The organism is Streptomyces sp. 4N509B, assembly GCF_052245655.1.
GTDB lineage: Bacteria > Actinomycetota > Actinomycetes > Streptomycetales > Streptomycetaceae > Streptomyces.
Genome location: NZ_JBQQBZ010000024.1, coordinates 63,876 through 85,366, shown reverse-complemented (window position 1 = coordinate 85,366; position 21,491 = coordinate 63,876). Strand labels below are relative to the sequence as shown.

Sequence of the window (21,491 nt, the reverse complement as noted above, 5' to 3'; positions counted from 1 at the left end):
GTCTACCGTTCCTCCGGGAGTTCGCCGACGGTGATGTTCATCCCGGCGACGATCTTGTCGTTGAGATCGAGGAGTCCGGCCGGGGTGTCGGCCTGGGCGTAGACCATCGCCGCGTAGCCCTGTCCGAGGCCGAGGTCGAAGCTGGTGACGCCCATGTCGTAGAACTCCAGGACTCCGTCCAGGGACGACACGCCCGGGTCGAACGTGATCCGCACCGGCCTGCCGCTCAGCTCCCCCGGCACGCACGGCGTGAGGAAGCCGCCGGCACCGGTGTACACGGGCTCGGCCATCGGCCGCTCACCCAGGCAGGCCCTCGCGCTCTCGGCGACCAGGTCGTAGCCGGCCGCCGCCATCAGGATTCCGTGGCTCGCGCCGCTGGGGCGCCCGTTGACCTCGATGATCCGGGGACCCGACGCGGTCAGCTTGAGCTCGGTGTGGGTCATCCCCTGCGTCACCCCCAGCGCGGCCAGGGCCGCGCTGGTCATCGCGTGGATCTCGGCCTGGCGACCGGCTGGCAGCATGCTCGGGGTGATGTGCGCCCGCTCGCGGAAGCCCTCGGACTGCGGCAGCTTGTCCATGGTCATGACGTGGGTGACCACGCCGTCCCAGACGGTCGAGTCAACGCTCACGTAGTCGCCCAGCCGTGGTTCGGTGTGCCAGTCCCGGGTGCCGACGAGCTGCTCCTCAAGCAGCATCTGGGGCCGTCCGACGCTGCGCAGCAGGCGGGTCGCCCTGGACGGCGGGCCCTGGAAGTACTCCAGGGCCGTGGCCCAGGACTGTTGGAGTTCGGCCAGGTCGCGGACCAGGGTGGTCAGCTTGCTTCCCCCGCCGCGCACCGGCTTCAGTACGGCGGGGAAGCCGACGTGGTCCGCTCCCTCGGACAGTGAGGCCGTGTCGGTGATCAGCGCGAACCGTGGAACCGGCACGCTCGCGGCGAGCGCCTGGCGCTGCGCGTACTTGTTGGTGAGGCGGTGGACGGCCTCCGGGGTGTTGAAGCGCAGGCCGTGCTCAGCGGCGATGCGGCTCGCCAAGCCGAGCTTGTTCTCGCTCAGGGTGAGGACCCCGTCGAGGGGGGCGTCAGCGCTCTCGTGCCGGAGCAGCTCCACCGTCCGGTCGTCGTCGTCGGCGACGACGGTGCGGCCGGTCTCCGCCATGATCGGAAGGTCCCGGGCGGCGTTCGCCACCTCGTCGGCGCGGTACACCCACACGCACTCGACCAGGCCGCTCAGCGAGCGGGCGAGGGTGGGTACGTTGGGTCCGCCCATGCCCACCACAACGGCGACTCGGCGACGCGGCGCGACGTTCGACATCTCTCCTCCTGGTTTCTACGGCGCGGTGGCGCGGGCGTCGGGCTGGAACCGGTAGCCGAACGACGTCGCCACCTCGACCAGACCCCGCTGTTCGATCTCGGTCGCCAGCTCGGCCGTGTACCACTCGCGCCACTCCTCGACCCGGCCACGCCGCATGATGCGGTGTCGGTCCCCCGCGACCTGGTCCTCATGGGCGCGCATCGCCTCGAAGGAACTCGCCTCGACGGCGCTCGCGAGAGCGGCTTCGTCCAGCCCGACCCCGAAGTCCGCCAGACAGGCTCGTACCGCGGCGGCCGGCTCGGTCTTCAGGTCCTCGAAACGCAGCAGGGCGAGCGGTGTCCGGGCCGCTTCGGCCCAGTCCCGCCACGCCTGGTGGAACGTGGCCCAGTCCTCGGCCGGCGGTGTGCCGTGGATGCCGGGACGACGCAGGAAATCCATGAACGTGCCGTGTTCGCCGGCTTCGGAGAAGCCCAGACGCCACCGGTAGTACGAGTGGATGGCGTCCCGCGGGTCGCGGACCAGCAGGATCAGACCACGGATCGCCGCACCGGCGAACGCGTCCGGATAGAGGTGGGTCTTGACGAAGACCGGTCCTCCGAGGGGCGACAGGGCGCGGTCGCCGTCAGTGTCGCCATCGGTGTCGGTGGCGGTGTCGACGCGGTGCGACGCGGCGAGTCGACTCCGGTACTCCCGGCGCTGTGCCACCGGTGACGTCCGCCCCGACGCGCGCAGCTCCTCGGTGTACGGATCGAGGTAGCGCAGCCCCAGCTCCAGCAGGATGTTCCCGACCAGCGCGGCCCCCGACCCCGGGTAGCCGGCGATGACCACGTTGTCCTCACCGAGGTTCTCGACGTTGTGCCGGTGGAGCGCCAGGTGGTCCAGCGCCCCGGCGGTCGACCGCGAAGCGGTCGGTTCGGGAAGCGTCATGCGCGGGTGTACTCCGTCCACCGGGCCAGTCGGTTCACTGCCTCGGCCAGGGCGGGCTCGGGCAGGTTGGGGCTGACGCGGACCAGTCCGGGGCCGCCCGTCAGGTTCAGCAGGGTGGGGTACACGGAGACACCTGCCTCGCTGACGAGCCGCCGGTAGGTCGCGTAGCTCGGTTCGTCCCCGATGCGGACCATCATGTTGATGGAGTACTCGGGTGCCAGGCACGGCAGGCCCAGGCTACGGAAGGCGTCGAGGGCGTACCGCCGGCGGTCCTGGACCTGGACGGCCATCACCTCGTGGGCCTCGACGTACTCCGCGAAGCCGGCCTTGAGCGCGGCCCTGCTCAGACCGTAGTCGGACGACAGCCTGCCCAGCACCCCGTCGGTGTCCAACTCCCCGCGCAGCAGTGCGGCTTCGAACCAGCCGAACATCTCCAGCAGGAGGTAGAAGATCGAGGGCGGTCCGCCGTACGTGGTGGACGCGTGGGTGTAGAACGCGTCGATGAAGTCCGTGGAGGCCACCATCCAACCGGCCTTGAGGCCAGGGGCGGCCCAGCGCTTCGACATGCTGCGGACGGAGATGACGTTCGGGGCCAACCGGGCCGGTGTCAGCTCCACTCCGGGTCCGAACGAGTCGTGACACTCGTCGAGGATGAGGAAGCAGTCGCTGGGGAGCGCCGCGACCAGGGCGGCCAACTGTTCCTCCGGCACCCGCAGACCCGTCGGGTTGGTCACCGTCTGAAGGAGGATCACCCGGGCCCTCCCCTCGGCCGCGGAACGCGTCAACTCCTCGATGTCGGTGGCCCTGTCGACCGTGGGCGTGTGCACGAAGTCCACGGTCATCCGACGGCCGAGAGCCGCCACCAGGGGCGGGTAGTTGGGGATGCCACACAGGGCGTGCTGTCTCCCCGTCCCGCCGGTGTCGGCGAGGAGTTCGGCGATGGAGGCGACCGCGGCGGTCCCGCCGAGCGTCACGGCGACCTGCTCCGGCTCGATCCGCAGCCGTCCGGCGGACCGCTCCGTCTCCAGCGCCGCCAGGGCCTCGCGGGCCGACATCCGGCCCAAGGAGTCGGAGTATCCGTACCAGTTGCGGCGCAGCGCGAACCGAATGCAGGCCTTCAGGGACTCCGGCAGCCCGAAGACCGTCTCGTCGAAGGAGCCGCTGGAGAGCACGATCGGATCGCGCTCGATCCAGTGGCCGTAGAGGTCGTCCCGGAAGTAGAAGTCGAAGACGGCTTTCGCGAGCTTTGGCACGGCGGGAGACGCGAGGACGTCCCGCGACGTTCCCGGGCGGCGGGCACCGACGGCTGCTCGCCATTCCCCGGCCTGCCGCCCGAACGTGCCAACAGGCGGCATGGCGGACTCGGCATGGCCGACGAACAGGTCAAGGAGACGATCGTGACCGGCGTCGTCCGCGGCGACGGAGAACAGGGGAAAGAGGTCCGAGAAGGGCTCGACAACGATCTTTTCTGATAACCGTTCGGAGGCGTGCCGGGATTCGACAGAGATCGCCCCGGATCGCCGCGAGATTTCTCCCTCGGTGACCAGATGGTCGTAAAGGCCTTGGTCGACGACAGTCTTATCGCGGGCCCATGACTTCACCCAATATCCCCCATCCCCGTATGCCACCCGTCCTGCTGAACACGCAGTGATGCGGGTCGGCCGAGGTGACGTTACCACCGAGTTGCAGTAACCGGTAGTGATCTCCCCGTGATCATCCAGGCCAAGGGCTCCGCCGCCCGCTCCGGGTCGCTACACCATCGGACGGACACCTCGACCCTGTCAAGATTCCAGGGCGGTGCAACCCACTTGGGGGTTCGTGTATGCTGCGCCCCACCTACCGGACGGGGGCGGCCTCCAGCGCCGCCGACGCGCGCAGCTGACCACTCCGCGCGGCACACGTGACGGTGGGTAACGGGGGAGGAGTGTGTTGTGGCTGCTCCGAGTTCGGCGGCAGAGCTGTCCGAATCGGCGAATTCATCGAGTTTGGGAACCGTGCTGTGGCTGACCGGTCTGTCCAGCACAGGTAAGACGTCCGTCGCGCTCCGAGTCCGGGACGCGCTGCTCTCCCGCGGGGTATTACCGGTGCTTCTCGACGGGGACCGACTGCGTGCGGCGGCCCCGTTCCGGGGCGGGCACAGCGTCGAGGACCGGCGATCGTACGCGAACTTCTACAGCCGTTTGGCAGCAGAGTTCGCCGGCCAGGGACACTTCGTTGTCTGCGCGACGATCTCACTGTTCCACGACACCCATGCCTGGAATCGGGCCAATCTCCCCAGATACCTGGAAGTTCTGCTCCGCGCACCACTGGCCGAACTACAGCGCCGTGACACCAGGGGCGTGTACCGGCAGGGGTCCACCAACATCGTCGGCGTTGATCTGATGCCTGAGTTTCCCGTCAATCCGGATCTGACCATCGACAATCACGGTGCGACGACACCACGTGTCGCGACCGAACTCGTGATGCAAGCGCTCGAAGGGAAGGCGTACCTGTGACGGCGCACGTTTGGGACTACACAGCGCTCGCCAGCACCTATGCCGACCGCCCCGACTACGCGGAGAACGTCGTCGACGAGATCACCGCCCGGGCGGGTGTCGGCCAGGGAAGTCGCGCCTGTGACATCGGCGCCGGATCGGGGCACCTGACCTTACCGCTGCTCCAGCGCGGGCTGCTGGTCGACGCGGTGGAACCGAACGACGCCATGCGCGCGCTCGGGCGGAGCCGCACCGGCGAGTGGTCCACCGTGAACTGGCTCGCGGCCACCGCGCAGGACACCGGGTTGACCACCGGCACCTACGCCCTGGTCACCTTCGGATCCTCGTTCAACGTCGCACCCCCCGAGCTGACGCTCCCCGAGACCCACCGTCTGCTGGTCCCGGGCGGCTGGTTCAGCTGTGTGTGGAACCACCGTGACCTGTCCGACCCGCTCCAGTCGGCCATCGAGCAGCTGATCCGGCGCCACGTTCCGGGCTACGACTACGGCGCCCGCCGCGCCGACCAGTCGGAGATCATCGCCCGCAGTGGCCTGTTCACCGGGACGGAGCGCATCGAGGGTGCGGTCAAGCACACCGTCGACACCGGCTCCTGGTGCCAGGCCTGGTGGTCGCACGCCACGCTGGCCAGGCAGGCCGGCGACCGGTTCGCGACGGTGGTCGAGGCGATCGTCGAACTCGTCCGCTCCGGCTCGGGCGCCCAGTTGGAGGTGCCGTACGTCACCCGTGGTTGGATCGCCCGAGCCGTGGAGAGCCCGGTTCGGTGAACACCACCCGCACCCAGCAGACCGCCACCGTGTTCGGGACCAAGGCGGAGACCCTTCGTGTGCTGGCCCCGCTGGTGCGCTCGGCCAGTGTCCTGCCGCAGGTCGCCTTCACGGTCTCCGACTGGCGGGCCGACGCTGACGCCGTCCTGGACGACGTCCTGGCACAACCGTGGGGCCACGACCCCCTCATCGTCCGCAGCAGCGCCCAGAACGAGGACTCCGACCTCGGTTCGCAGGCCGGACGCTTCCACTCCCAGCTGGGAGTCGTCGGACGACAGGGCCTCGACGAGGCGGTCGGGGCCGTCATCGCCTCCTACGGTGAACCACGCCCCGATGACCAGGTCCTGGTACAGCCCGAGCTGCGGGACGTCCGGGCCAGCGGTGTCGCCTGCGGCTGCGACCCCAGCAGCGGGGCGCCCTACCGGGTGGTCAGTTGGGCGGACCAGACCTCCACCACCGCGGTGACCGGCGGCCGGACCGGCGAGGTCCGCACCTGGTACGGAATCTCGGCCGACGACACCCCCACCGCCTGGCTCAGGGGTGTGGTGCTCCTCGTGGAGGAGATCGCCTCGCTGGCCGGGGGCGACCGTTTCGAGGTGGAGTTCGGGATCACCGGCGACGGATCGGTGATCCTCTTCCAGGCCCGTCCGCTGGTCCTCCGCGAGCCGGGAACGTCCCGAACTCTGCACGGCAGGGCGCTCGCCACGGCGGCGCGCCGGCTGGCCGAGCTCGCCGAGGCGCGGTCGCCGGTGCTCGGGAAGCTGCCGCTGTACGGGGTCATGCCGGACTGGAACCCGGCCGAGATCATCGGCCTGCGGCCGCGCCCGCTGGCCCGGTCCCTCTACCAGGCGCTCATCACGGACGACACCTGGGCTCGCGCGCGGCACGCCTACGGATACCGGGATCTGCGCGGTACGCCGCTGATGGTCGAGTTCGCGGGGCTCCCCTTCATCGACGTGCGCGCGAGCTTCAACTCCTTCGTCCCGGCGACGCTGCCCGACGACCTGGCCGCCCGCCTCGTGGACCACTACGTGGCGCGGCTTCGTGAGCGGCCCGACCTGCACGACAAGGTCGAGTTCGAAGTGGTGTTCAGCTGCAACACCTTCGACCTGCGCCAACGTCTGGAGGTGCTCGCCGAGCACGGCTTCACCGCGGAGGAGCGCGATCTCCTCCGGACGAGCCTGGTCGACCTGACGAACCGGCTGGTCTCGCCGCGCGGCCTGTGGTGTGAGGACACGGAACGCCTGAAGCGGCTGTCGACGCGCCCGCACGAGACGGTCGTCGACCTGCTGGACGTCTGCCGCGAGTACGGCGCCCGACCGTTCGCCGGCCTGGCGCGGGCCGGGTTCGTCGGCATGCAGCTGCTGAACGGGCTGGTGACGGGGGGTGCCCTGAGCGACGCCGACCGGGCCTGTCTCCTCCAGGGGCTGAACACGGTGGCGGGGTCGATGAGCCGCGACTACCACACCCTGGAGCGTGCGGAGTTCCTGGCCCGCTACGGACACCTGCGCCCCGGGACCTACGACATCCTCTCGCCGCGGTACGACGCGGCACCCGACCTGTACTTCGACTGGAATCACCGGGGTACGGCGCCCGAACCCGTCATGCCCTTCTCTCCGTCCACGGCTCGGCTCCGGCTCGTGGAACGGCTCCTCCACGACGCGGGCTTCTCCTGCGCGCCCGAGGAACTGCTCGACTTCATCGCCCTGTCGATCACCGCGCGGGAACGGGCGAAGTTCGAGTTCACCCGGACGCTGAGTGACCTGCTCGACCGGCTCGGCCTGATCGGCGCGTCGTGCGGGGTGACGGTTGACCAGTTGTCGTACATCGACATCGACTCTCTCGGGAAGCTCGTCTCGGCCGGAGGCGACCCGGCGGGGCTTCGGGCGGCGGCCGAAGCCGGGCGGCGGGAGCACCGTGCCGCCCGCTCGTTGATGCTGCCGCCGCTGCTCTGGGCGCCCGAGCAGGTCCGGAGCTTCGAACTCCCGGACGTGGTGCCGAACTTCGTCACCCATCTCCGCGTGCACGCCCGGGTCGCCGACATCGACCGCGGTGATCCACCCGAGGGCGCGATCGCGCTCGTGACCTGCGCGGACCCCGGGTACGACTGGCTGTTCGCACGGGGCATCGTCGGCCTGGTCACCGCCTACGGCGGGATCAACTCGCACATGGCGATCCGGGCTCAGGAGCTCGGCGTCCCGACGGTCACCGGCGTCGGCGAGCAACGCTTTCGCAGCTGGCGCCAGGCCCCGGCGCTGGAGATCGACTGTGCCAACCGGCTGGTCAGGATCGGGTGATGACACCGATCGGCGTCACCCAGCGCCTGACCTCGCCGAACGAGCACGGCGAGACCAGGACGGCCCTCGACGTCCGTTGGCCGACCTTCCTCGAACGGTGCGGCCTGGTCTGCGTCCCGCTTCCCAACGACCCGGGCCTCGCGGTGCCCACCGCCCGTCGGCTTCGCCTCGGCGGCGTGCTGTTCACCGGCGGCGAGGACCTCGCCTCCTACGGCGGACCGGCGCGTCAGCGGGACGAGACCGAGCGGGCGCTGCTCCGGTGGGCGATCGCCGCCGAGCTGCCCGTCCTGGGTGTCTGCCGCGGCATGCAGCTGATCGTGGACCACTTCGGAGGGCTTCTGCGGCAGGTCCCCGGCCACGTCAGGGCCACGCGTTCGATCGTGGTGAACGGCGTCGCCCGGCGGGCCACCTGCTACCACGCGTGGGCCGCGGTGAACGGCGTCCCCGCTCCGTTGACCGTCAGCGGCGCGGTCGGACCGGTCGTCGAGGCGGTCGACCACCCATCAGGAAGGATCAAGGGCATCATGTGGCACCCAGAGCGTGAAGAAACCCCACAGGTCCCTGACGTGGAGCTCTTCCGGACCCACCTCGGCGGGTCGACGTGAGGGCCGTCGTACTGGCCGCGGGCCGCGGCTCCCGTATCGGCTGGGTGACCGACGACCGGCCCAAGTGCCTGGTCGAGGTCGGTGGGCGGACTCTGCTGTCCCGCCAGGTGGAGGCGCTGGAGCACGCCGGCGCGGACGAGATCGCGGTGGTGACCGGATGGTGTGCGGACGCCTTCGCCGAGGTGCCGCTGCACCGGTTCACCAACCACCGGTGGGCCGAGACCAGCATGGTCGAGTCGCTGGCGTGTGCCGGAGCCTGGCTGACGGCCGGCGACACCGTCGTCAGCTACGGCGACATCGTCTACACGCCCAGGACCGCGGCGAGGCTGGCGGAGACTGACGCCCCGATCGCCCTGGCGTTCGACCCCGACTGGCGGCGGCTGTGGAGCGAGCGGTTCGAGGATCCGCTGGACGACGCCGAGACGTTCGCCGTGGACCCGGACGGCCGGGTGACCGAGATCGGTGCCCGTCCCACCACGTTGGAAGAGGTACAGGGCCAGTACATGGGTCTGCTGCGGTTCACCCCGGCGGGATGGGCGGAGGCCGTTCGGGTCCATGCCGCGCACGGGGCCTCGCACATGACCGAGCTGCTCGGCCGCGTCGTTCGGGCCGGCCGGTGCGAGGTGGTGGCGGTCGCCGGCGTCGGGCCCTGGTACGAGTTCGACCATCCGCGAGACCTCCACCTCGGGGCCGGGACGGTCGCCGCGATCGACGCCGAGCTCATGGAGCTGCGGCGGCAACGAACAGGAAAGAGCGGATCATGAGTTCGTCCGGACACGTCCTGCAGATCGGCTGGCACGGCCACGCCCTGATGGCCCTTCAGGCCCAGGGCCGCGAGGTCACCTGCGTCCTGCGACCGAGAGACCTCGCCACCGCGGCGAAGCACGGGAACCCGGAGCGCCACGTGGTGGTTCCCGACACGAACAACTTCGAGGACGTGCTCTCGGGCGTCCGTCGGCGCGGCCTGGACCTGGGCGACTTCGAGCTCGTCACCAGTGCGAACGAGTACTGCCTGGTGACCGCGAGCGTCCTGGCCCGGCTGGCCGGCTGCCTCGGCATGCCCGTCACCGCCGCCGTCGCCCTGCGGGACAAGTACGTCCAGAAGGATCTCGTCCGGAGGGCGGGGCTCCCGGTCGCGGACTGCTGGACGGTCGACCGGCTGGCGGACGTCGGACTCGCGTCGTCTGACAGGCCGCTCGTCGTCAAGCCGCCGGCAGGCGCGGCCACCCGGAACACCTATCTGGTGCGGACGAAGCAGGACCTCGTGGACCTGCTGGACGCGGAGCCGCTCGCCTTCGGCGGGCCCTGGCTGGTCGAGGAGTTCGTCGAGGGACGCGAGCTGCACATCGACGGCGCGGTGCAGGACGGCAGGCTGGCGTTGCTGGCGGTCTCCCGATACATGCGCAACGTCATCGCCATCCAGTCAGGTACGTTCCTCGCCTCCGTGGTCCTGCGTCCGGCGGAACACCCCGGTCTGTACGGGAGGGCACGCGAGCTGACCGCCGGTGTGCTGGCGGCCCTGGGGCACCACGACGGGGTCTTCCACCTGGAGGCGTTCCTACAGGAGGACGGAGGCTTGGTCTTCGGCGAGTGCGCCGGCCGGGTCGGGGGCGGCATGACCCGTGACGCCGTGGCGTGGAGCACGGGCGTCGACCTGCTGGACGCGTGGGCGCACACCTCGCTCCGCATCCCCTTCGCCCCTGAGCCCCGGCTGTCCGCGGGCACGAGCGGCTGGCTGCACGTACCGGCCCCCGCCGGCACGGTGCTGGCGGTGCCCACGTCGGACGAGGCACGGGAACAGCCCGGTTGCACCCTGGCCGCGATCGAGGTCCAGCCCGGGAGCGAGATGCCGGACACCCGGATCGGCTCCGACGTACGGGCCGGACGGGTCGTGATCGTCGGCGACGACGAGACCCACGTCGAGGAGCGCATTCGCGGGTTCGTGAACTGGTTCGGCGCGCGGGTGAGGACGACCGCGGGGCCGTCCGGCGATGAGTGACGCCACCGGCGTCACCACGTCCGAGACCCGGTCGCGCGACGGTCGGCGGGGCGTCCGCCGCCGGTTGAGGCCCGCCCCCGCCCTGACCGGGGACGCCCGCACGCTGTACTGGGCAACCCTCGTCAACATGACGGGTACGGGCATGTTCCTGACGAGCAGTGCGCTGTACTTCACCCAGTACGTCGGGTTCTCCGCCTCCCAGGTGGGCGTCGGTCTGTCCCTCGGCGGCCTGATCGGTCTGCTGGCCGGCGTTCCGGTCGGGGTGCTCGCCGACCGGCGGGGCCCCCGAGAGATCTACTGCGCGGCCCTCTTCGTCGAAGCCGTCCTGGCGCTGGGGCTGATCGTGGCACAGTCCTTCTGGGCGTTCGTGGTGGTGACGACGCTCGCCAGCCTGGTCGCGTCGGCGAGCGGAGCGGCCCGGGGACCGCTCATCAGGAGCCTGGCGACGGAGCGGCCCACCGAGTACCGCGCGCGGATCAGGGCGGCGACCAACCTCGGGATCGCCATCGGCGGTGCGATCACATCCATGGCCCTGGTCACCGGTGACCTGCGGGCGTACCTGGTCCTCATGATCGGGAACGCGGTGTCGTTCGCGGTGTGCGCGGGGCTGGTCGCTCGACTCGGCCATGTCCCCCCGGTCAGGGCCGAGAAGAAGGCCCGGGGCACCGCGGTGTTCGGTGACCGCCCCTATCTGGCTGTCAGCGGGCTCAATCTGGTGATGATGGTGCAGTACTCGGTTCTGCCGCTCGCACTGCCGCTGTGGGTGTTCAGCCAGACCCAGCTGCCTCCCTGGTTCGTCGGCACGCTGCTCCCGCTCAACACGATTCTGGTGGCCTCGCTCCAGGTCCGGCTCTCGCGCGGGCTCGGCACTCCCATGCTCGCCGCGAGGATGATGGCGAGGTCGGGCGTTCTCCTGCTCCTGAGTTTCGCTCTGATCACCGCCGTCAGTCCCCTGCCCCGCTGGAGCGGGTGGCTGGTGCTGGTGATGGCGGTCGTGATCTACACGGTGGGTGAGATCTACTTCGCCGCCGCCACGTACGAACTCGCCTTCTCCCTCGCGCCCGCCCACGCCCAGGGGCAGTACATGGGTCTGTACGGAGTCGCCGGTGGGCTCGGGCGAGCCGTCTCCCCGGTGGTGGTCAGCTTCCTCTGTCTCGGTCTCGGAACTCCGGGGTGGCTGCTGGTCGGGGCGATCCTGCTCTGCGCCGGCTGGGCCGCGATCCCGGTCGTCCGGTGGGCGGAGGGCCGGCTCGCGTGACCCGCGTCAGCCGCCGAAGTCCATGGCGATGACCTTGGAGGGCCTGAGCCGGACCAGTACGTCGGGCACCGGAGGCGGATTCTCCAGCCGCCGGTCCGCCGGGTCCTTTCGGCCAGGATCGTAGCGATGCTCGATCCGCCGCATCCACGCGTCAACGAGCGCGGGATCGTCGTCCAGGGTCACGTCCCCGCTCAGCATGACGTACGCGAACGGCAGGCTCTCCACGTCGACACAGACCGTGGCCCTCGGGTCGCGGCGGAGGCGTTTCGCCTTGACGGAATCACCCGGGGAAACGAAAAGCAGGTCGCCCCGGTCCACGAGAAACCAGACCGGGCTCACGTGCGGTCGACCATCACGAAGCACCACGGCCACTTTTCCCGTGCGGGTGCCGTGTGAGACGAATCTCTGCCATTCGGATTCGCTCATGCGTTTGGCCATGAGAGACAGTATGGCCTGGCTCTGACACGGGAGGGTAGTCCGGGTTGCGTGTGAGCAACGCCTTCTGACCGGGATCGTACGGTGATGCGAATCCGGCGGACAGGCAGTTTCCCGCCGGTCGAACGAGGCGATCAGCCAACGGCCCACCGCCAGCGACACGACGTCGGAGAACCGGCTCCCGCCTCCTGGAAAGCCGACGGGCGGCGGGCTCAGCGCCCCTCCGCAGCCCGGCCACCTCGCTTTCTCACTCGCCTTCGCCTCCGCCTTGGCCTTCGCGTTCGCGTTCGCTCAGGGCGTCGGCGAGCTGGTCGATCACCGCCTCCACCGGTCCCAGGTCCTCGGTGCGGTCGGTCAGCAGCCGGTGGCCGTCGTAGCTGAGCTGGTAGTGGAACATGTCGGCCGCCTGGTCGGACACGGCCGCCAGGGGCAGCGCGGCGAAGTCGACGGCGGCCAGTCGCTCGCGGAGGGTGGCCAACTGCTCCTCGGGCAACGGGTCGGCCCCGCGCGCACCGTCCCGGTCGGCGACCTCGACCGCGCCGTCGGGCGCGACCTCGATCACCGAGTGGACGCCGGCGATGCCGCCCGAGATCTCCAGGCGGACGGGGCCGGCCATGGTCTCGTCGACCGGAGAGGGAGCGGCCGAGTCCTCCGTCCGCCCCTCGCCACCACCGACACCGTCGGCGGTGGTGGAGCTTCCGCCGCCGGACCCACCGCCGGACCCGTCACCGGTTCCGTCAGCGGTCCCGCCGCAGCCGCCCGTCAGCAGCAGCGCGACGCCGACACCCGCCGCGAGCAGCCACCCGCGCGTTCCGCGCACCCCTCGGACCGTCGCCGTCATCGATGGACCGTCCTCCCGCTCCGCGCTCCCCACACCTCCCCGCACCATAGAACGCGGAAGGGCCGTCAGACCCCCGTCGTCACCCCCGTGATCGCCCCGTCGTCGCCCGTCACCGACGTCGGTGTCCGCCCTCCGGGACGACCTCCCCCGTCCCGCCCCTCCGGCGGGAGCCCGCGAGCAGCGCCAGCGACACCAGCGCCAGGGCGACGAGGACCGAGCCGAGGGCCACGTCGATCGTCCGCGACTCGCGCACCACGGTGTCCCCCCACGCCAGCACCCAGGGCGAGGCGATCAACCAAGCCCCCACCGCCAGCAGCACGACGTCGGAGAACCACCCCCCGCCCCTGAAGACGCGACGGGCGGCGGTGTACACCACGACCACGCCCATCACGGCCTCGTTGACGTGCGCGTCCCGCGCGGTGTCCGGCTCCCCCGCGATCCACGGCGCGACGAACAGCACCACGCCCACGACGAGGGCGAGGAAGCCGACGACCTCGTCGTGCTGGGCCTTGCGGAGGGATCGTTTGGGGACGTGGCCGCGCCAGGCCACGTCGGAGTAGTGCATGAGGGTCACGGCCGCCACCTCCGTGCGCGAGCCCGTACGTACCTTGTCCGTTATGTCCAGCTTCCGGCGCCCCGCCCCGCGCCGCAAACCGGCCGGGGCGGGCACGGCGTGGTTCGCGGCGCGGGGTGACCGTGGGGCGGAGAACGATCGCTCCGCGCGATGACTCCGGGCGGTCGCCGACTTCGGACGTCGCCGACCGTTGGGTGGTCGCGGACTACGAGTGGTCGCGGACTACGAGCAGTCGCCGTCGACCATGCCGGTCGCGTAGCGGATGCCGCCGAGGAGGTGGCGGAGGAAGTCCGGCTCGGCGTAGGACTCGACCGTGTGACCGCCGCCGGTGTAGAACGACCGGCCGCCCTCGTACTCGTGACACCAGGCGATGGGGTGGTCGCCGTTCATCGTGCCGCCCTCGTAGCTGGACTCGTCGAGGGAGGCGAGGACGTGGACGGCCTCGCGCGGATTGTCCTGGTAGTTGTACCACTCGTCCGTCCGCACCCACTCCTCGTCCAGGTGCGCGGTGGCGTCGTGGTCGTGGTCCTCGACGAGGGTCGTGGCCTGCTGGATCGCCGGGTGGGAGTCGAAGTAGGCGCCGACCAGGCCGCCGTACCACGGCCAGTCGTACTCGGTGTCGGAGGCGGCGTGGATCCCGGCGTAGCCGCCACCACGGGCGATGTACCGCTCGAACGCCCGCTGCTGGCCGTCACCCAGGACGTCACCCGTGGTGGAGAGGAAGACGACGGCGTCGTACCGCGCGAGGTTGCGCTTGGTGAAGGCGGCGGCGTCCTCGGTGTGGTGCACCGAGAAGCCGTTCTCCTCCCCGAGCTGGGCGAGGGCGGCGACGCCCTCCTCGATGGAGTCGTGGCGGAAGCCGGCGGTCTTGGAGAAGACCAGCACGTCGACGCGGTCGTGCGGTCTGCCGTGGCGGGCGTCGGTCTCGGAGGCACGGGTGGAGTCGGCGGCAACGGCGGCGGAGGCGGCGGGCAACGCGGCGGCGCACAGCAGGCCGCAGGCGGCCCACACCGCGAGGGAGCGGGAACGGCGGCGGTCGCGGCGGGTGCGGGTCGTTGTCATGGCCACCAAGCTAGCCGCGCACCCCGGTGGACTTGAACCCCTTTGCACGACATCTTTCGAAAGTCGCGCATCGGTCGCGGAAAGTATTCGACGGCCGGGGTCCTGGTGCCCACCCCGGGGGTTGTGGGTGTGAATCAGCGTTTCCCCCGGGGTGGGCGGTTGTCCCTCACCGCGTTGCGGCACCCCAGTGAAGGGGCGGACCGGGGCGGGAGCGGCAGAGCGTCCGCCGCCGCTCGGGGCTGGTCCGGTCGGGGGACTTACCCGAACCGCCCGCTGGGGGGCGGTTCGGGATCCTTCGTGGAAGCGGGCTATCCGTTCTCGCGGCGGTGGTCGGCGTTGAGGGCGAGTCTGTCGAGGTCAGCCCGCCACTCCCAGCCGGAGCCGTCGGTGGGTCGTAGGTGGGCTTCGGTCCACAGGACGCGTTCGCGTCCGAGGACGTCGTAGGAGACGTGCTCGACGACCAGCCCGAGCCGCCCGGTCCTGCCGGTGCGGGGCTCGACGACGCGTTGCCCGATCCAGGGGTGCGCGACGTCGCGCAGCACCTCCCTGCCGTTGTGCAGGCCCCCGATCACCGGGCTCCTCCCGTCCCGGCGACGGCGGCGGTGAGCGCCTGGTGCAACAGGCCGGGGTCGGTCAGCCCGTCCCAGCCCGGCTCGGGCCGGACCAGCCACTCCACCCACCGGGTGCGGTGCGGAGCGATCGACGGCACCAGCAGATGACACGCGACGCAGTACACCTGCACCGGCAGCTCGTCCTCCCAGCCACGCGCCGCCCCCGGTCTCACCAGCCAGAAGCAGACACCGTCACAGCTGTCCGCCATCACCGCCCCCGACCGCCCCGCCAACGCATCCACCACCACACCAGCCACCCGCTCCGGCACACGAACGGCATCAAACCACCGCCCACACGGAACACTCCGCAAACTGACACCATCAGGCGGCAACCACACCGGCAGACCGTCGGACACCGTGGAAAGCACCGGCTTGTCGTCACCACGCAGCATCGCGTCTCCCTGGCCTGTATCGATCACCGAGGAGTGATCGGTGTGTACGAAGAGGTAACCGGAGCGGGCCGGCGGCCGGTACCGTTGAAACTCCGGTTGATCGTGAAAGCCATGAAAACCGTCGGGAGTTCATGCATGGCGCCTCAACCACGCACTCCTAACGCCAGCCTCGAAAGGCTGCTTGACCAGGCACGATGGTCCCGCACCCAGCTCGCCAACGCCGTGAACCGCGTCGGCGACGAGGTCGGCCTTGAACTGCGTTACGACCAGTCCGCCGTTTCCCACTGGCTTTCAGGGACCATGCCCCGCACCAGAGTTCGGCCTCTCGTCTGTGAGGCCCTCGCTCGCCGCCTTGGCCGTCCTGTCACCCAGAGCGAGGCGGGCCTTTCCACCGCCCCGGGCGGTGACGACGAACGCGTCGAACTCGCTGAGCAGCTCATCGACATAGGGAGGAGCGACATGGACCCGTCACGCAGGAACCTGCTCCAGGCCGGCCTGTACTCGGCGACGTTGAGCGTCCCGGTGTTCAGCGAACTCGCCGGCCGATCCCATGCCGTCGCCGCCGGACGGACCGCCCACATCGGACCGGGAGAGGTCGCCACGGTCCGGACCATGACGGAGCGGGTGGCGGACATTCTCGACGAACTCGGCGGCGGCCACGCACGCCCCATGGCGGCCGCGTTCCTCGTCAACACCGTCGGCCCGTACCTTCGGGCGTCAGCCCGCGAGGACGTCCGCCGGGACATGCTCTCCGCTGCCTCCGACCTCGTGTACCTCACGGGCTGGATGGCGATGTACGAACGCGACCACGGCCTCGGACAGCGGTACTACGTCAAGGCCCTCGAACTCGCCGCCGCAGCGGACGACCACGTCACCTACTGCCGCACGCTGCGCGGCATGAGCCTCCAGGCCACGAGCCTCGGCCACGGCAACCAGGCGCTCAGGCTCGCCGACTCGGCCGCCGAGGCGTCGCCCAAGGGCGGCCCACGGCTGCGGGCCTTCCTCGCCGGACAGCAGGCGTACGCCGCGTCCATGGCCGGGGACCGACGCCAGGCGTTCAGCCGTCTGCGGGAGGCTGAGGGCGCTCTGTCCAGGGCCGACGCCAGGCGGGAGGCGATCGGCGGCTACGACCAGTGCGCCTACCAGTTCCACGTCTCCGCCGTGCTCTACCAGTCGGGCGACCTACCGGGGTCGATCTCCGCGCTGCGGCAGTCCATCCGGGTGCAGCCCCCGCAGGAGCGCCAGGGCCGTGTCCACGCGTACGCGATCCTCGCGCGACGCCAGTTCGAGCACGGTCACGTCGACGCGGCGTGTGAGAGCTGGCACCGCTTTCTCGACGACTACCAGTTTGTGTCCACCGCACGCGGCGACGCGCACCTGGAGTCGATGCGACGCCGCGTGGGTCCGTACCGGAGGACCAAGGCCGTCCGCCAGCTTCTCGACAGGTCACACGAGGTGGCGGCCATGAAGGCGTGAGGCCGGGGCCCTCTGCCGGTTCGGCAGGCAGCCGAGGGCGGTGAACTGAGGGCGGCGGACCGCACACCCACGGTCTCTCCGGTACTCGCTGTCACGGTCATGAGGGGTGGCCGACCCCTGCGTTCCGGAATGCCGGACAGGGCGCTGGCTCCGGTTGCGGGGAGAGACGTCGTCGGATCGAATGGAACGTGGATCTCACCATTGGCGCCGGTCATGCTTATGCCACTGATCAGCCCGCGCTTTCCGCGCGTCGAAGCCACGGTACCCGGCCTGTCCGGAGAGACAGCTCAGCCTGACCGTGATCGAGGTGATCAAGGCCATGAAAGCAGCGCGTAACATCTCCGTCACCAGCAGGTCTCCCGGAAACCTAGACGTTTTCACTCCGGGCTCCAACGGTGTCGTGAACACGGCTTGGTGGTATCAGGGCGCGGACCGGGGTGCCATCACCCATGACTGGCGCCCCCTTGGTGGATTCTTTTCCCCCAGGCGCGCCGGTGAAGGCGATCGCGAAATCCCCGAACAGTATCGACCTGCTCGTCACCGGAAACGACAGGCAGGTCTACCCGTCCTGGTGGTACGCGGGTTCGGACTGGTCGGGCATCCATGACAACTGGCGAGGGCTCTGGCACCACCCAGCCGCGTTCACCGAGGAGAAGCAGATGTTGGAGCTGATCAACGACGCACGTCAACATCCCGAGAAGTATCCGCCTCACGGAAACGCCACGGGCGCGGCCATGGCCGCGTGCGCGAGAGGCTTCGAGCTCTCGGAGAAACTGACGGAGATCGCAGCCGCCCACTCGGGCTATCTGAAGGACCAGTCGAAGGAATGGGCCACCACCGGCGACAACATGCACCGTGGCCCCGGCGGAAAACTCGTCTGGGAGTCCGGAGAGCCGATGGACCAGGCAGGGTATCGCGCGTGGCGGGCGGAGAACGTGGCCGTGGGGTTCGCCACCCTGGAGGAGGCGGTGCGCTTCTGGATGCAGGACGACGAGAGGTTCGCCTGGGGACACCGCAACGCCATTCTCCGGTGCGAGACCCTGGAGGCCGGCGTGGGACATTTCGAGGGCGGCCCGTGGGGTCACTACTGGACGCTCGACATGGGGACGAAATAGGGGGTTCCGCGAGCGTGTTCCTCACGTAAGACGCCACGGTGCCCTCGGGCGGGCACCCGCGCGGACAGGCGGGGCGCCCGCGAGGAAAAACCCTCCCACCCCCCGCCGCCGACGTTGTTACCGTGCGGGCATGACGGACTGTGCCGCATGCGGCTTCGCGTACGACCTCGCCCAGGCTCCCGACGTGTCGGGGCTCGCCCGGCGCCACGCCGACGACTACGCGCGGCTGCTGCGGGCCGAACCGTCCGCGCTGCGGCAGCGGCCCGCCGCCGACGTGTGGTCGCCTCTCGAGTACGCCTGCCACGTGCGCGACGTGCTGCTCGTCCAGCGCGAGCGCGTGCTGGCCGCGCGCCGTCGTGACACGCCGGTCGCCGAGCCCATGGGGCGCGACGAGCGGGTCGAGCACGACGGATACGCCGACCAGGCACCCGCCGACGTCGCCCGCCAGCTTCGCGACGCGGCGGGCCTGTTCGGCGGCGCTCTCGACCGGCTGTCCGCCGCCGACTGGGAACGGACGCTGATCTACAGCTACCCCGAGCCCGAGGAGCGCTCCCTGCGCTGGCTCGCCGTGCACACCCTGCACGAGCTGCGGCACCACCTGCTCGACATGCGGCGCCAGCTCGTCGCCCCCGACGGCGCATGACGGAGGAACGCGTCCTCCAGGACGAGCCCCACCGCAGAGTCGTGCGCGTCGGCGACACCGTCCGCCGTCCCCTCCACGCGTGGTCACCAGCCGTTCACGCCCTGCTGCGGCACCTGGAGGACGTCGGCTTCCCGTACGCGCCCCGGGTGAGGGGGATCGACGAGGAGGGACGCGAGGTCCTCACCTTTCTGGAGGGTGAGTCCGGACCGCAGGGCTGGGCCAGGGTCGTCGACGACGCCGGCCTGACAGCGTTCGCCCGCCTGCTGCGCGAGTACCACGACGCGGTCGCCGGCTTCCGTCCGCCCGAGGGGCTCAGCTGGTCGACCGGGGACGGCGGGGAGAGCGGGGAGAGCGGTCTGGGCGACGGCGTGGTGGTCTGTCACGGGGACTTCGGCCCGTGGAACGTCGTCTGGCGGGGCGAGCGCCCCGTCGGAATCCTGGACTGGGACCACGCCCGCCCCGCGCCCCGCCTGCACGACGTCGCCTACGCCCTGGAGTACGTCGCGCCCTTCCGCGACGACGCCGAGTGCCTGCGCTGGCTGCGCTATCCGGAGCCGCCCGACCGACGCCACCGGCTGGAGCTGTTCGCCACCGCGTACGGCCTGACCTCGACCGACGGCCTGGTCGACGCGGTCATCGACGTGCAGGAGAACGGGACGGAGCACGTCCGCAGGCTGGCCGAGGAGGGCCACCAGCCCCAGGCCGCCTGGGTCGCGGACGGCCACCTCGACGAGCTGCGCCGACGCGTCGCCTGGAGCCGCGCCAACCGCCACCTCGTCGAGCCCGCCTGAGCGCTGCGCCTCACGCGGTCACTCCTGGAGGATGACGCGCTCCCCCTCACCGACCGGCTCCTCGAAGCCGGCGGCATACCGGAGCAGCAGCTCCTCCGAGACGGTGACGCAGTTCGCACCGTGCTGCGCGTTGCGCGCGGCCAGTCGACGTCGCAGGGTGTCGAGGTCCGCATGGAGGCGGACGAGCTCCCACCGGCAGCCGTGGCTCTCGATGAGCGCCTTGTAGCGGTCGCGGGTGGCGCGACTCCAGAAGCTGTAGTCGATGACGACGGGTTCGCGGGCGTTCATCAGGCGGACGAGCTCGTGCCAGAGTTCCTGTTCGGCGGTGGCCTTGTGGTGCTCGTACTCGTCGGGGCTGAGCTCCGCCGCGTCGCGTCCGAGGCGTGCCCACACGACCTCGTCGATCGACAGCCGCGTGTAGCCGCGCCGTTCGAGCGCCTGCGCGTACGTGCTCTTCCCCGACCCTGGCAGCCCGCACATCATGACCACGACGCCTCGCTCCGGCGCGGCGTCGGTGGGCGGCTCCGCGCGGTTCACGTCGTCCATGGAGCGGAGGCTACCGAGCCGAGCTTCCGAGGAGCATGGTGATTTCCCGCGAACGCGCACGCGATGCGCGTGCGCGGCCGGCGCGGGCCGGGCACGCACCGGATCGGTGAGGGCCCGGCCCCGGGTCGCTCACGGAATGTGGCGGCCGGAGATGGCGCGGGCGATGACCAGGCGTTGGATCTCGCTCGTGCCCTCGAAGATCGTGTAGATCTTCGCGTCCCGGTACATCCGTTCCACCGGGTGTTCGCGGCTGTAGCCGGCGCCGCCCAGGATCTGGATGGCCTTCTCCGAGGCGCGCACGGCCAGTTCGCCGGCCCGCAGCTTCGCCATGGAGCCCTCGCCGGCCGTGAACTGCCGCTCGTTGCGGCCCATCCACGCCGCGCGCCAGATCAGCAGGCGGACAGCGTCGATCTCGGTGCGCATGTCGGCCAGGGAGAACGCGATCGCCTGGTTGTCGATGATCGGGCGGCCGAACGCGACGCGCTCGCCCGCGTACTGGAGGGCGTACTCGTACGCCGCCCGCGCGATGCCGAGGGCCTGGGCGCCGACGGTCGGGCGGGAGACCTCGAAGGTGGCCATCGCCGCCTGCCCCTTGGCCCGGGTGCCCTCGCGGGCCCGCGCGAGGCGGGCGTCGAGCTTCTCCCTGCCGCCGAGCAGGCAGGAGCCGGGAACGCGCACGTCGTCGAGGAAGACGTCGGCGGTGTGGGAGGCGCGCAGGCCGAGCTTCCTGATCTTCTTGTTGCCCTCGAGGCCCTTCGTGCCGGGGGGCACGACGAACGCGGCCTGGCCGCGCGAGCCGAGCTCGGGGTCGACGGAGGCGACGACGACGTGGACGTTGGCGATGCCGCCGTTGGTGATCCACGCCTTCTGGCCGCCGAGCACCCACTCGTCGCGGGCCTCGTCGTACCGGGCGCGGGTGCGCATCGCGGAGACGTCGGAGCCGGCCTCCGGCTCGGAGACGCAGAAGGCCGCCACCTTCGGGTCCTCGGCGTCGCCGAAGCACTGCGGCACCCACTCCACCAGCTGGTCGGGGGTGCCGGCGGCGAAGATGCCGGCGACGGCGAGGGAGGTGCCGAACAGGGCCATGCCGATGCCGGCGTCGCCCCAGAACAGCTCCTCGTTGGCGAGCTGGAGGGAGAGCCCGGTGGGGTCGCCGAACATCTCGGCCAGGGACTCGAAGCCGTAGAGGCCGATCTTCGCGGCCTCCTGGATGACGGGCCAGGGGGTCTCCTCGCGTTCGTCCCACTCGGCGGCGGCCGGGCGGACGACGCCCTCGGCGAAGCCGTGCACCCAGTCGCGCAGCTCGCGCTGTTCGTCGGTGAGGTCCAGGGAGAAACCGGTCATGGTGTC

At 70.6% G+C, this 21,491-nt stretch carries 21 protein-coding genes and 1 pseudogene; 11 read left to right on the top strand and 11 right to left on the bottom strand.

From position 1 onward, the window contains the following. Positions 1–2: 2 nt before the first annotated feature. Genes ACTWP5_RS21405 through ACTWP5_RS21395 form a run of 3 tightly spaced genes read right to left on the bottom strand, consistent with a single transcriptional unit; the run spans position 3 to position 3,490 of the window. Positions 3–1,265 carry an ATP-grasp domain-containing protein gene (locus ACTWP5_RS21405; protein WP_443222660.1) on the bottom strand — a complete coding sequence of 421 codons (1,263 nt, stop codon included), beginning with the start codon at positions 1,263–1,265 and terminating at the stop codon, positions 3–5. Between the two features lie 60 nt (positions 1,266–1,325). Next, positions 1,326–2,237: a sulfotransferase domain-containing protein gene (locus tag ACTWP5_RS21400; protein WP_443222659.1), complete on the bottom strand. Its 912-nt coding sequence runs from the start codon at positions 2,235–2,237 to the stop codon at positions 1,326–1,328. Then, the gene (locus tag ACTWP5_RS21395) at positions 2,234–3,490 is read right to left on the bottom strand and encodes a pyridoxal phosphate-dependent aminotransferase (RefSeq protein WP_443222658.1); all 1,257 of its coding nucleotides are present in this window, start codon (positions 3,488–3,490) and stop codon (positions 2,234–2,236) included. The genes ACTWP5_RS21400 and ACTWP5_RS21395 overlap by 4 nt, the downstream gene beginning before the upstream one ends. Before the next feature lie 678 nt (positions 3,491–4,168). Here ACTWP5_RS21395 and ACTWP5_RS21390 point away from each other — a divergent pair. Genes ACTWP5_RS21390 through ACTWP5_RS21360 form a run of 7 tightly spaced genes read left to right on the top strand, consistent with a single transcriptional unit; the run spans position 4,169 to position 11,655 of the window. Further along, entirely contained in the window at positions 4,169–4,732 is a 564-nt protein-coding gene (locus ACTWP5_RS21390; RefSeq protein WP_443222657.1) for an adenylyl-sulfate kinase, read from the top strand. After that, on the top strand, positions 4,729–5,496 hold the full coding sequence (locus ACTWP5_RS21385; RefSeq protein WP_443222656.1) for a class I SAM-dependent methyltransferase: 768 nt from the start codon (positions 4,729–4,731) through the stop codon (positions 5,494–5,496). The genes ACTWP5_RS21390 and ACTWP5_RS21385 overlap by 4 nt, the downstream gene beginning before the upstream one ends. Further along, the gene (locus tag ACTWP5_RS21380) at positions 5,493–7,793 is read left to right on the top strand and encodes a PEP-utilizing enzyme (protein ID WP_443222655.1); all 2,301 of its coding nucleotides are present in this window, start codon (positions 5,493–5,495) and stop codon (positions 7,791–7,793) included. The genes ACTWP5_RS21385 and ACTWP5_RS21380 overlap by 4 nt, the downstream gene beginning before the upstream one ends. After that, positions 7,793–8,398, top strand: a complete 606-nt coding sequence (locus ACTWP5_RS21375; protein WP_443222654.1) for a gamma-glutamyl-gamma-aminobutyrate hydrolase family protein — start codon at positions 7,793–7,795, stop codon at positions 8,396–8,398. The genes ACTWP5_RS21380 and ACTWP5_RS21375 overlap by 1 nt, the downstream gene beginning before the upstream one ends. After that, positions 8,395–9,162 carry a phosphocholine cytidylyltransferase family protein gene (locus ACTWP5_RS21370; protein ID WP_443222653.1) on the top strand — a complete coding sequence of 256 codons (768 nt, stop codon included), beginning with the start codon at positions 8,395–8,397 and terminating at the stop codon, positions 9,160–9,162. The genes ACTWP5_RS21375 and ACTWP5_RS21370 overlap by 4 nt, the downstream gene beginning before the upstream one ends. Beyond that, entirely contained in the window at positions 9,159–10,397 is a 1,239-nt protein-coding gene (locus ACTWP5_RS21365) for an ATP-grasp domain-containing protein (protein ID WP_443222652.1), read from the top strand. The genes ACTWP5_RS21370 and ACTWP5_RS21365 overlap by 4 nt, the downstream gene beginning before the upstream one ends. Beyond that, on the top strand, positions 10,390–11,655 hold the full coding sequence (locus tag ACTWP5_RS21360; protein ID WP_443222651.1) for an MFS transporter: 1,266 nt from the start codon (positions 10,390–10,392) through the stop codon (positions 11,653–11,655). Before ACTWP5_RS21365 ends, ACTWP5_RS21360 begins: the two co-directional genes overlap by 8 nt. 6 nt (positions 11,656–11,661) lie before the next feature. Here ACTWP5_RS21360 and ACTWP5_RS21355 read toward each other — a convergent pair whose 3' ends face one another. The 6 genes and pseudogenes from ACTWP5_RS21355 to ACTWP5_RS21330 form a co-directional block, all read right to left on the bottom strand. Further along, positions 11,662–12,093 carry a PPOX class F420-dependent oxidoreductase gene (locus tag ACTWP5_RS21355; protein ID WP_443222650.1) on the bottom strand — a complete coding sequence of 144 codons (432 nt, stop codon included), beginning with the start codon at positions 12,091–12,093 and terminating at the stop codon, positions 11,662–11,664. A 244-nt stretch (positions 12,094–12,337) separates the two neighbouring features. Next, complete coding sequence (locus ACTWP5_RS21350; RefSeq protein ID WP_443222649.1) at positions 12,338–12,910, bottom strand: hypothetical protein; 573 nt, start codon at positions 12,908–12,910, stop codon at positions 12,338–12,340. Between the two features lie 130 nt (positions 12,911–13,040). Next, entirely contained in the window at positions 13,041–13,496 is a 456-nt protein-coding gene (locus tag ACTWP5_RS21345; RefSeq protein ID WP_443222689.1) for an SPW repeat domain-containing protein, read from the bottom strand. Between the two features lie 237 nt (positions 13,497–13,733). Beyond that, positions 13,734–14,567: pseudogene (locus ACTWP5_RS21340) on the bottom strand (ThuA domain-containing protein); the annotation flags it as partial. 308 nt (positions 14,568–14,875) lie between these two features. After that, a complete protein-coding gene (locus ACTWP5_RS21335; RefSeq protein WP_443222648.1) occupies positions 14,876–15,139 on the bottom strand; it encodes a hypothetical protein in 264 nt (87 codons plus the stop codon). Next, on the bottom strand, positions 15,136–15,387 hold the full coding sequence (locus tag ACTWP5_RS21330; RefSeq protein ID WP_443222647.1) for a hypothetical protein: 252 nt from the start codon (positions 15,385–15,387) through the stop codon (positions 15,136–15,138). The genes ACTWP5_RS21335 and ACTWP5_RS21330 overlap by 4 nt, the downstream gene beginning before the upstream one ends. A gap of 318 nt (positions 15,388–15,705) precedes the next feature. On the opposite strand from ACTWP5_RS21330, the gene ACTWP5_RS21325 reads away from it, so the two are divergent. The 4 genes from ACTWP5_RS21325 to ACTWP5_RS21310 all read left to right on the top strand — a co-directional run bounded on the left by ACTWP5_RS21325 (position 15,706) and on the right by ACTWP5_RS21310 (position 19,595). After that, complete coding sequence (locus ACTWP5_RS21325; RefSeq protein ID WP_443222688.1) at positions 15,706–17,046, top strand: hypothetical protein; 1,341 nt, start codon at positions 15,706–15,708, stop codon at positions 17,044–17,046. A gap of 494 nt (positions 17,047–17,540) precedes the next feature. After that, positions 17,541–18,161 (top strand): CAP domain-containing protein, encoded by a 621-nt coding sequence (locus ACTWP5_RS21320; RefSeq protein WP_443222646.1) that lies wholly within the window; start codon positions 17,541–17,543, stop codon positions 18,159–18,161. Positions 18,162–18,291: 130 nt separating this feature from the next. Further along, positions 18,292–18,804 carry a DinB family protein gene (locus tag ACTWP5_RS21315; RefSeq protein ID WP_443222645.1) on the top strand — a complete coding sequence of 171 codons (513 nt, stop codon included), beginning with the start codon at positions 18,292–18,294 and terminating at the stop codon, positions 18,802–18,804. After that, complete coding sequence (locus ACTWP5_RS21310; RefSeq protein WP_443222644.1) at positions 18,801–19,595, top strand: aminoglycoside phosphotransferase family protein; 795 nt, start codon at positions 18,801–18,803, stop codon at positions 19,593–19,595. The genes ACTWP5_RS21315 and ACTWP5_RS21310 overlap by 4 nt, the downstream gene beginning before the upstream one ends. 18 nt (positions 19,596–19,613) lie before the next feature. On the opposite strand, the gene ACTWP5_RS21305 is transcribed toward ACTWP5_RS21310, so the two are convergent. Together ACTWP5_RS21305 and ACTWP5_RS21300 are read right to left on the bottom strand one after the other, a co-directional pair. Next, positions 19,614–20,141 (bottom strand): AAA family ATPase, encoded by a 528-nt coding sequence (locus tag ACTWP5_RS21305; RefSeq protein WP_443222643.1) that lies wholly within the window; start codon positions 20,139–20,141, stop codon positions 19,614–19,616. Between the two features lie 129 nt (positions 20,142–20,270). Next, on the bottom strand, positions 20,271–21,485 hold the full coding sequence (locus tag ACTWP5_RS21300) for an acyl-CoA dehydrogenase family protein (protein WP_443222642.1): 1,215 nt from the start codon (positions 21,483–21,485) through the stop codon (positions 20,271–20,273). Positions 21,486–21,491 lie beyond the last annotated feature (6 nt).